Source organism: Flavobacterium sp. GNP010, assembly GCF_056428945.1.
Genome location: NZ_JBWJVK010000061.1, coordinates 1 through 9,307 on the forward strand (window position 1 = coordinate 1; position 9,307 = coordinate 9,307).

Below are 9,307 nucleotides of genomic sequence, written 5' to 3' on the forward strand. Positions count from 1 at the left end.
CAATTATCAAATAACCATCAAATAAGAATTATGCCCAAAAAGGGACGTATTTTTTATATTTTCTTGAATTGCTTTCGGGATCATCTTCTTTGATAACTTTTGCAAGTAAAGCTTCTTTGATAATTCTAGACGCTATTGCAGCATTTTTATCTTCAATTTTAAATCTATCTCTTAGTGATTGGTTAGTCATTTTGTCATTTGAAACATATCTCAAACAACAATGCTGATAACAAGCTCTTACTTTATCTTTTTTATCCATTTGATTTAGAGTTTTATAAGAATACATAATTACTTTGGTATGCTTCTCTTGAATAAGAATTTCTGGAGCCGGAAGTTGATAAATTTCATTATAAGATATTACTTTATCAATTCCACTTCCTTTTTCCTCACATATTCCTAATCGTCTCATTAAATCTGCAAGAGTATCATTTCTAGATTGGTATTCATCAATAAATCTCTCCGGAGTAATTAACGGAATTCCGGGATTTGTAATTTCTATCCTATCCGAGAAAATTTCAACCATAGGAAATCCTTTTTCCTCAAAATCTTGGTGGATTATTGCATTAGCTAATAATTCTCTCACAGCAATTTCTGGATACATCCTTTTATCATCTCGAAATGCTTTACCTATTTCTTCATTTGCTGGTAGTTGACTATTTACCCAATCAATTAATCCTTGATAGCCTGACACATACCCTTTTCCTCCAATTTGCTCACGAATTGTTTCAATCTTATTATTATTTTTGTAAACTATGACTCTAATTGCTTTTCTTTTTAAATCAGGGAAGTCTTCTAAGTTTTTAGCGAATAAAATGGCACCTAAATTTGTAATTGAGTATTTTGTAGTTTTCTTAATGATTAAGTTTTCAGAAATGAACTTATCAATTACTCCTTGTCTATTAGATGGATAAGGAAGTTTCAGTAAATCAAAATAAGTTTGAGTATCAAGTAAAGAGATGATTGTGTCGTCATCAACATTTTCTTTAGCTAATTGCAATTCGAATATATCTTTGGTTTTTCTATTCCAAATTTTTGCTTCTTTATCTGGAAAATCTTTAAGTAATCTCGTATAACTACCAATCCTGATGTAAGCTTGATTATGGAACTTGACGGGACGATTAACAGACGCAGGAATAACAAACATACTTATTCTGATATTTTCTGAATAAAAAAATTCATAAGTTTTAAAATCAATACGAGGATCTAGACGTTGAATTAGCCAATTTTCAAGTTCCTCTTTTCCTTGAGTTGCCGATTTTACTTTAAATGTTGTTCCTTTAATTGTATGGGTTTTGTCTTCGACTCCAAAAATTAAAAACCCATTTTGTTTATTATTTAAACAAGCACCATTTGCTAAGGCTGAAATTCTTTCTCCTATTTCTTCATTAGAATGAAAGTTCAATTTGAATTCAACCCATTCGGTTTCTTGAGAAAAGGTTACAAGCTCTTTTATTAATGATTTTAATTCGATTTCTTCCATATTGTCAAATAAGTGTCAAATAAGAAACCCTTTAAATTAGGGCTTTCTTTACTGATTAGATGTAAATATACATTTTTTAATCAAATAAGATATTGGATTTTTTTTGAATTTAAAATTATTACCACTACAAAAATATTCAACACCAGATCTATAAAAAGTTCAAATCGCGGAACTTTTAAATATTAAATAGAACAATAAAAATCTCTAAAAATTTATTTTATTCTACTCCGCAACCTATTGGGGAACCTGGTGGCGGTACTTGGTGCAAAGTCGGTTTTGCTTTTTCCGGAGACTTCATTCTTTCCAAGAGGAGCAATAAATGCCCTTTGTATGAAGTGTCTGTTGTGGTTTTTAATTGTGCCGTTGCATGCGTTTTTAAATCATCTATAGCTTTAAGTAATTCTGCTTTGGTCGCAAAAGAGGCTTCATCGTTTATCGAAGTTGCCAGTATATACGTGAGCAGAAGTTGTTCGTTTTGCTGCTGAATTAGCTTTTGAAATCCTTTTAAGCGTGGTGCTTTCCATGTTTTGCTGCTAAGCACACTGATCATGTCATCGATACCCAAGCCATTATTTTCTACTTGGAATTCTACTAATCTATTCAAACGGCTAGTGTTAAATAAAAAGGACAATGGAATATCGGCTGCGGCTTCGGCTGCTGCCAGCGGATCAAATGAAAGACCGGTTCTGCGATTAAACAATTCTCTGTTATAATCAGAGCCTGCAGGTCGCGGAGGAATTAATTTTAGTATTTTTTCCGACATTTCCAATACTTTTGGATCTATACAATCGGTGATCGCATTCAATGCATTAAGTTGATCTTCTTTAGTAACGGCGCGCATTATCATTTGTCCGTCTCCCCTTACGGCATAGGAATAATACAAGCCACCAACTACTTTAGAAACAGCTTCTATTTGGTAGCGATGAAATAAATAAATGGGAACCAATACATCTTCAACCATTGCCATTGGTGTGCCTTTGCGAATGTTGTTTTCTCCAAATTGCGATAACGCTTTTGCTCGAACCTTCATTACGGTTTTTAGCTCCGTTACAGGGTCTTTGCCATTATCCCAAAGATGTGCATTTGGATGCATACCACCAGGATCGCGGGCGTCTCTATCTGAGATAAAAGTAAGCCCATTTTTTGAGGCATCGGTCAGCAGTTTATCAAGAGCTGCAGTTTCATTTGTTTCTTGTGGAAATTGTTCATAACCGTATTGGATGCTTAATTTGTCCCAATCACCAATTTCGTTAGTATATGCAGTACTGAGGTCTATTTCATTTTTACTGTTTAAGGTTACCATTGGTGGCGGATAATCCATTACACTTGCTCGGTCCTGTGCGCTCGAAATATAATTATGCATTAGTCCCAATGTGTGACCTATTTCATGAGCTGCCAGCTGTTTTAGGCGTTGTAGGGCCATTTGCAGCATTTTATTATCGGCGGGTAAATCACCATTTTCAAATGGCGCGAGCAGTCCTTGCGCAATTAGATAATCTTGGCGTACGCGCAACGACCCTAAGGATACATTTCCCTTGATAATCTCACCGGTGCGTGGGTCAACGACGGAATTGCCAAAACTCCAACCTCTAGTAGCGCGATGCACCCAATTGATCACGTTATAGCGAAGGTCCATAGGATCTGCATCTTCGGGTAAAATTTTGACCTGAAATGCATTTATAAAACCGGCTGCTTCAAAGGCTTGATTCCACCAGCTGGCACCTTCCATTAAAGCACTTCGTATCGGTTCAGGGGTGCCATTATCCAAATAATAAATGATAGGTTTTACGGCTTCGCTTTTTGCAGCAGTTGGATCTTTCTTTTGTAAACGATGCCGAATAATATAATTTTTTTGAATAGGTTCGGTTACTGGAGTACTATAATCAAAATAGGAATTGGTGTTGTATGGAGAACGAGCGTCATGTGCTCTTGTCTTAAAATTATTGTCCGGCAATTGTACAAAAGAATGGTGCAATCGCAAAGTAATTGCTTCGGGTGCAGGTGTGACAGTATTTACATAATTTCCTGTTTTGCCATCTCTATTTACAAAAGTAATAGTCGTTTCTAACTCGGTATTAAGAGGGAAGTTTTTAGTTCGTTGCAAATACATCGCACTTCGTGTAGGATCAATACTGTAACTGCCTTGTTTGGTGTTTTGCAAAGTGGTTGTAACTTGTAAAGCATCACGCAATAAAAAATCAGTTGCATCCACTAACACACTCCCATTACTTTCGGCTGAGACAGTAAATCCCCATATTGTTGATTGGGCAAAAGATTGTTCTACAGCTCTTTTTTCAGCAAGGTCTCCACTAACAGCGCGGTAGGAATAATTAGGTTGAATCATTAAAATTTTATTCCCTACACGATTAAATTTGACTATGTATGTTGTCCCTAAAATACCTCTGTCTAAACTTACTTCATTTGAGCCTAAGCCTGCTGGCAATGATGTTTGGTAAAGAATTTCTTCATCAAGTTTGTCTATTTGCAACCATATTTTTCCCGTATTCTCTTCCCAATAGAAATTAAAGAAACCAGTATAAAGCTTCATATTTTTTGTTTTTTCTAAAAGGGGAACGATGGTTTGCGCTTTTGCAAAAAATGGAAGTAAGAAAAGTATCAAAAGAAAGCGTTGCAAATGTATTTTCATAGTAATATGGGTTTGGTTTGTTATTATTTCCTCTAAAAAATTCTGTAACGATCTGAACGATACGTTACCGCTACTACAGCTGGTTTAGCACTATATTGGGGCATATTTTCTAATTTGCCACTCGAGCGATAGCGAACAGGCGAAGCAAATTTTCTAAATACAAAATCAATTTTCTAATAAGTCAAATAACCAAATTGCTTGTAGCGTGTATTAGTGGCAGTAGTCGCTTTATAAAATACTACTTAAATATTCCTCAGCGGTCATAATTGGAATTGTAGAGTGCTTAAAGTCTTTTCCGTTTCTGGTTATAATCATTGTGCTGTTAGATTGTAAAGCACAAAAATATTGAATAGCATCTTCAAAATCTTTAAAACTCGAATTCAACGCTTTGTCAATTGTTTCCTCATTGACTTCACAAACTTCACAGATTATTTTAAACTTTCGAAGTTTATTCAAAACAGATTTGGATGTTTCATATTTATTTAAAACATAATTCATTGTCGTGAATGAAAGAGGTGAGACAATTAGAGTAAGCTTTTTTTGGTCTGCCAACGTAGCAACCTTAGCAATTGAATCAAAAAAAGGAACTCTTTCTCCCAACAAATCTAATATTACGTTTGTATCTAAAAATATCCTACTCATTTGTATTTTTGTTCTAAATAATCAGCACGATCTTTCTTATAATCATAATCAGCTGGGATTTTAATTCCTGATGAAAGACTTTTTACAAACGGCGAAATTTGTATGTCATTATTTGTTTTATCTGAAGTCAAAGAATTAAGGTAGTTTTCTATAATTCGAGATAAGCTTAATTTTTTTTCAGACGCATAATGTTTAGCTTTTTCAATTATTTCTTGGTCAAGCTTTAATGTGAGTTTAGTATCCATAATGTAAAATATTTATACGTACAAATATATAAATTTAGGACGGAATAAGTGTTGATTTCGATTTTTTTTGCGAATACTGCCAACGTCAGTCTGTGAAAAAACTTCCGTTTTATTATACTCAAATATAGCAAAAAAACTGGTATTAAAAGAAGATTTTTCGTATTTATTAGTATTCAAATGAGTTGTATTTGCAAAGAAACCTTTTGGAAGTATAAAGTCAGTGGTGGAATATCTAGTAGGTTACACCCATAAAATCGCCATTAGCAACCAGAGAATCAAAAGCATTGACAATGAAAACGTAACTTTTGATTACAAAGATTACCGAGTAGCAGGTGCAAAAAAGAAGATGACACTGACGCATCAGGAATTTATTCGGCGTTTTGCGTTGCATATTTTGCCTAAACGTTTTACTTCGTCAGTTCGCCCTTTGGGCTCGGGTGCGAAAATATGGCATTACGGTTTTTTGAGCAGCATCCCGTAAAAACGGGACAGGCTATGGAAACGGCAAAAACTAAAGCTTTTACAAGAGAAACTCAAAGTAAAAGTGCTAGAAAAAATAGAAAAGAAACCTTTTTTACCTAAATGTCCGTGTTGTATCCGCTGCGGCGGACAGGTGGGCAATTTACATCGGATAGCGGTTTTTGATCAGTGTGGTCAACCTCCCGAAGCGTCGGGATGGTATCTTGGCGGTGGCCAAAACACTATTCCCTATAAAAGCTAATTTTGTGGGTAAGGTCATGTGTGCCTAATCCCGAAACTTCGGGAAAGGAAAACACGTAAAAACCATCTTGATTTTACCGCACAAAAAAAGAGGATACTAAATCCTCTTAATATTCTCTCTCTAAACTTTACGATAACTCCATAGTTCCTGCCAATGAACGGTTCCGTTCAACACAGGTTTCATTGTTCGGCTTGCAGCCGCAACGAAACCTTATCTGTTGTAGGATGTACTTTGTTAGGTATTAAGTTTCTTTTTATCCGTTGTCTTTTTTGTTGATTTTTTCTTTTTAAAGAAGTCACTCAAAGCTTTTTCTTCGGACAATGTTAAAGAACTTAATCCTCCAATAGTATCAATTTCTAAATCTAATTTTTTAGTTTTCATATTACTTATTTTGAAAATATTTATTGATTAATTTCAGTGCTGATTTTGTTTCAATTATCATAATTCTACCACCAAAATGAAATGCTCCTAATGTTTTTTCATAATGCTCAACTAATTGTGATTTCGAAAGAAAAGAAACATTTCCATCGTGTCCACGTTGAAAAGATAATTTACAAGCATATGCAACAAAATTACCACCAACACCAGCATAAACTTTAGTTTGACCTTTGTTAAATGGAGCATTTTCTACAAGATGCATATAAACGTGGTCAGATTTGACTTCTAAGCTAACAAGTCCTTGAATAATTTTAGAATTTCCAGCAATTGTAAGTTTATAAATATCTCTAACTGGATTTTTAAATTCTTCACTCCAGTTAAAAAGCCAACCATTTTTCTTTGTTACAGATTTTAAATCAGAGTTTTGAAGAATAGAAATTTCAGTCTGAAAACTGTCTCCAGTAATCACGTTTTCAATTGAGTTTGTTAGTTTATCAATTATAAAATCTAAACCTATTTCTGCATTTTTATCCATACAGCTAATTTAATCAATATAATCTAATTCTAAAAAAATTCGATGGTTTTTGCGGTTTTTTAGACGTATATCCTACAACGTTCTCGCGCTACAAGCAGTTTGGGATTAAATTAAGCCCATTATTCGGATTTGCCAAATCTTCCAAATACAAACCAATTTTTCCATTAAGCATAATACCCAAATTGCTTGTAGCGTGTATAACCAGCAGTGTTTTTTTAGTTTTTAATGATAGATTCTAATTTAAAAGTCTTTTGTCCAATATCTTTGAAAATTGTTTCTATTTGAACAGTGAAGAAATTATTTAATGATTGCCAACTACTAACATTTATGCCATAATTTCCATTTTTGTCAATATTATTCACAATGTTTAAATTTCCAATTTTTAATACATTGTCACGAAATTTCAAAAAGTCTTTTCTCCAAATAATAAGATTATAGCTACCGATTAAAAAAGGTTTTATTTCAGGATGGAAAGCCCACATTTTTTCTTGATCTTCCAATGAATATTTAAAATAATTACCTTTTGAAGTTCCGGAACCCCAAAAAGATTCTCTTCTTATTTCTATTTCATTTGGGCATTTTGAATTATTATAAGTTAAAGCTATAAACGTAAAATTTTGAGGGCTTTTTTTATTAGTTTCTGTACACATTATAACTTTATAATTTCCATCAACAGTTTTAAAAGCTAATAAATCGCCTTGCTCAATGCTTTTAATTTTTTCCATTTGATTATCTAAAACAGTTAATTTTTTTTTGAGTTTTTTTGGCTCATTTCTGCCAACGTCAGTTCGTCTAAAAACCTCCAAACAAACTGTATTTTGTTACTCATGGAGTAAATATATGTTATTTAAACTACATTTAAACTTCGTTCTATTAAAACTCGCTTTATGATTATTAAAATAAAACAGTCCGTAAAAAGGGTTAAATATTGCTCTTATAGTGCCAAAATATAACAGCAGTATTCTTAGATACTGTTTGAGTAGGTTGTGATCAATCAGGTTGAAGATTCGGCGCAGGTTGTAGGCGGTAAAAATCAATCTAACATCCGCTGCGGCGCGTTTTATGGTTTTCTTGGTCATAATATAATAAAAGTCCCATTGCCTTTTGATAACGCCATATGGATGCTCTACAATGGCTTGGCGTCTGCGGTAGATTTCATAATTATTTTGGATTCTTTCTTTATTTTGATAAATCAAATCGGCGTATTGGGAGCGTTCAATGAGTCTGCCTTTGGCATTTTTAGTGCATTTTTTAAAGAGTTTACAACTCAAACACGCACTAGTTTTATAATGCTTCATCTGACTTATTGACTTACCGTTTTTTTTGGCGTACCAATTCCCATTGGTCGTAAGGGTTTCATTAGCAGGACACGTATAAGTATCTGTTTCTTTATTGTATCTAAAATGTTCTACATCAAAAGCCAAATCAGGCGCGTGTGCAGAAACGCCAGGAATGGCCACCAACACATCAATTCTAAGACTATTAGCGCAATCAAATTCGCTCCCAATGTGATAGCCTTTGTCATAAATGGCGGTAAAATTATTGTGGCTTAAAATAGTTTTGGCTCGGCGTAACATGCCGCCCATAGCTTTAGAATCGTTTTCATTGGTCACCTTAAAATCTATGGGAATGTTGTGCAGTGCATCTACGGTAGTTTGTACTGTGTAGGCCACTTCCGAGATGTTGTTTCGAGTCATTATTTGACGGCTATCTGGATCCGATGTCGAGATTTGAGTAACGCCAGTAGTATCAATTGTATTTTGATACCCAATGTATTTTTGTTTTTGTATACTGTGTTTTTTTATCTTCTTTGCAATACTTTGTTTTTCGTGAACATCGCCGTCTTCTTTGGCTAAAGTTGCGTTATATTCATCGAGTCTAGCATCAATGTAAGCAATGTGACGCTCTATTTTGTTTGGATTAAAATTGTTTTTCTTGGAGTTTTGGGCTCTAAGTTTGGTGCTGTCACCAGCGACCAAAGCACCACCAATGAGTTCAAAGTGCGTGGCTAGTTTTACAGTGGCCCGAAAAATACGAGCAATGGCTTTAGAATTGTCTTTTCGGAAATTAGCAATGGTGTTGTGGTCTGGAACCAAACCTTTCAAAAGCCACATAAGTTCAATGTTGCGATTGCATTCTTTCTCCAAAGTTCTGGAGGAACGCATGCGATTGAGATAACCGTAAATAAAGAGTTTGAGCAAATCCGAAGGATGATAAGCGGGTCTTCCGTTCTCGACAAAATCGAAAATGAATCCAAAATCAGCGAGTTTAAGACTGTCTACAAAAAGGTCAATAAGTCTGATTTCGTTGTCTTGCGCAATGGCATCATCAATCGATGAGGCAAAAAGCGGGAGTTGGTTTCTGTTAGTTCCGTTGATGAATTTCATTCTTAAATATACATAAAACCAACGAGTTATGCAAATTATTTGAACGGTTTTTTGTACAAATTATCTAACAGGGGAAAAGGAGGTTATTAGACAGTTTGACGTTTTGCCGCTTTGCGAAGGCGGGGATTTTCAGCACTAAACTTCATTAGATGCACATAGCTTGAATTTAGCACTTCACTTTCATAGAAGCACTGAACCCCCGCTTTTGCAAAACGGCTGTTGAACTAAACCTTCGGTAACGCGAAACCGAAAAAGTAGTACTTTTCAAAGAT

At 34.5% G+C, this 9,307-nt stretch carries 8 protein-coding genes and 1 pseudogene; 1 reads left to right on the top strand and 8 read right to left on the bottom strand.

From position 1 onward, the window contains the following. Positions 1–28: 28 nt before the first annotated feature. The 4 genes from AC061C_RS14770 to AC061C_RS14785 all read right to left on the bottom strand — a co-directional run bounded on the left by AC061C_RS14770 (position 29) and on the right by AC061C_RS14785 (position 5,014). A complete protein-coding gene (locus tag AC061C_RS14770; protein WP_478291806.1) occupies positions 29–1,480 on the bottom strand; it encodes an ATP-binding protein in 1,452 nt (483 codons plus the stop codon). Between the two features lie 217 nt (positions 1,481–1,697). Continuing rightward, complete coding sequence (locus tag AC061C_RS14775) at positions 1,698–4,127, bottom strand: zinc-dependent metalloprotease (RefSeq protein WP_478291807.1); 2,430 nt, start codon at positions 4,125–4,127, stop codon at positions 1,698–1,700. A 228-nt stretch (positions 4,128–4,355) separates the two neighbouring features. After that, on the bottom strand, positions 4,356–4,769 hold the full coding sequence (locus AC061C_RS14780) for a type II toxin-antitoxin system VapC family toxin (protein ID WP_478291808.1): 414 nt from the start codon (positions 4,767–4,769) through the stop codon (positions 4,356–4,358). After that, on the bottom strand, positions 4,766–5,014 hold the full coding sequence (locus AC061C_RS14785; protein WP_116795554.1) for a DUF6364 family protein: 249 nt from the start codon (positions 5,012–5,014) through the stop codon (positions 4,766–4,768). The genes AC061C_RS14780 and AC061C_RS14785 overlap by 4 nt, the downstream gene beginning before the upstream one ends. Before the next feature lie 181 nt (positions 5,015–5,195). Here AC061C_RS14785 and AC061C_RS14790 point away from each other — a divergent pair. After that, positions 5,196–5,735, top strand: a pseudogene (locus AC061C_RS14790) (transposase); the annotation flags it as partial. A gap of 234 nt (positions 5,736–5,969) precedes the next feature. Here AC061C_RS14790 and AC061C_RS14795 read toward each other — a convergent pair. The 4 genes from AC061C_RS14795 to AC061C_RS14810 all read right to left on the bottom strand — a co-directional run bounded on the left by AC061C_RS14795 (position 5,970) and on the right by AC061C_RS14810 (position 9,035). Continuing rightward, entirely contained in the window at positions 5,970–6,116 is a 147-nt protein-coding gene (locus AC061C_RS14795; RefSeq protein WP_417945841.1) for a hypothetical protein, read from the bottom strand. Between the two features lies 1 nt (position 6,117). Continuing rightward, complete coding sequence (locus AC061C_RS14800; RefSeq protein WP_478291809.1) at positions 6,118–6,648, bottom strand: hypothetical protein; 531 nt, start codon at positions 6,646–6,648, stop codon at positions 6,118–6,120. A 215-nt stretch (positions 6,649–6,863) separates the two neighbouring features. Further along, positions 6,864–7,454 (bottom strand): hypothetical protein, encoded by a 591-nt coding sequence (locus AC061C_RS14805; protein WP_478291810.1) that lies wholly within the window; start codon positions 7,452–7,454, stop codon positions 6,864–6,866. A 15-nt stretch (positions 7,455–7,469) separates the two neighbouring features. After that, on the bottom strand, positions 7,470–9,035 hold the full coding sequence (locus AC061C_RS14810; RefSeq protein ID WP_478291450.1) for an IS1182 family transposase: 1,566 nt from the start codon (positions 9,033–9,035) through the stop codon (positions 7,470–7,472). Between the last annotated feature and the right edge of the window lie 272 nt (positions 9,036–9,307).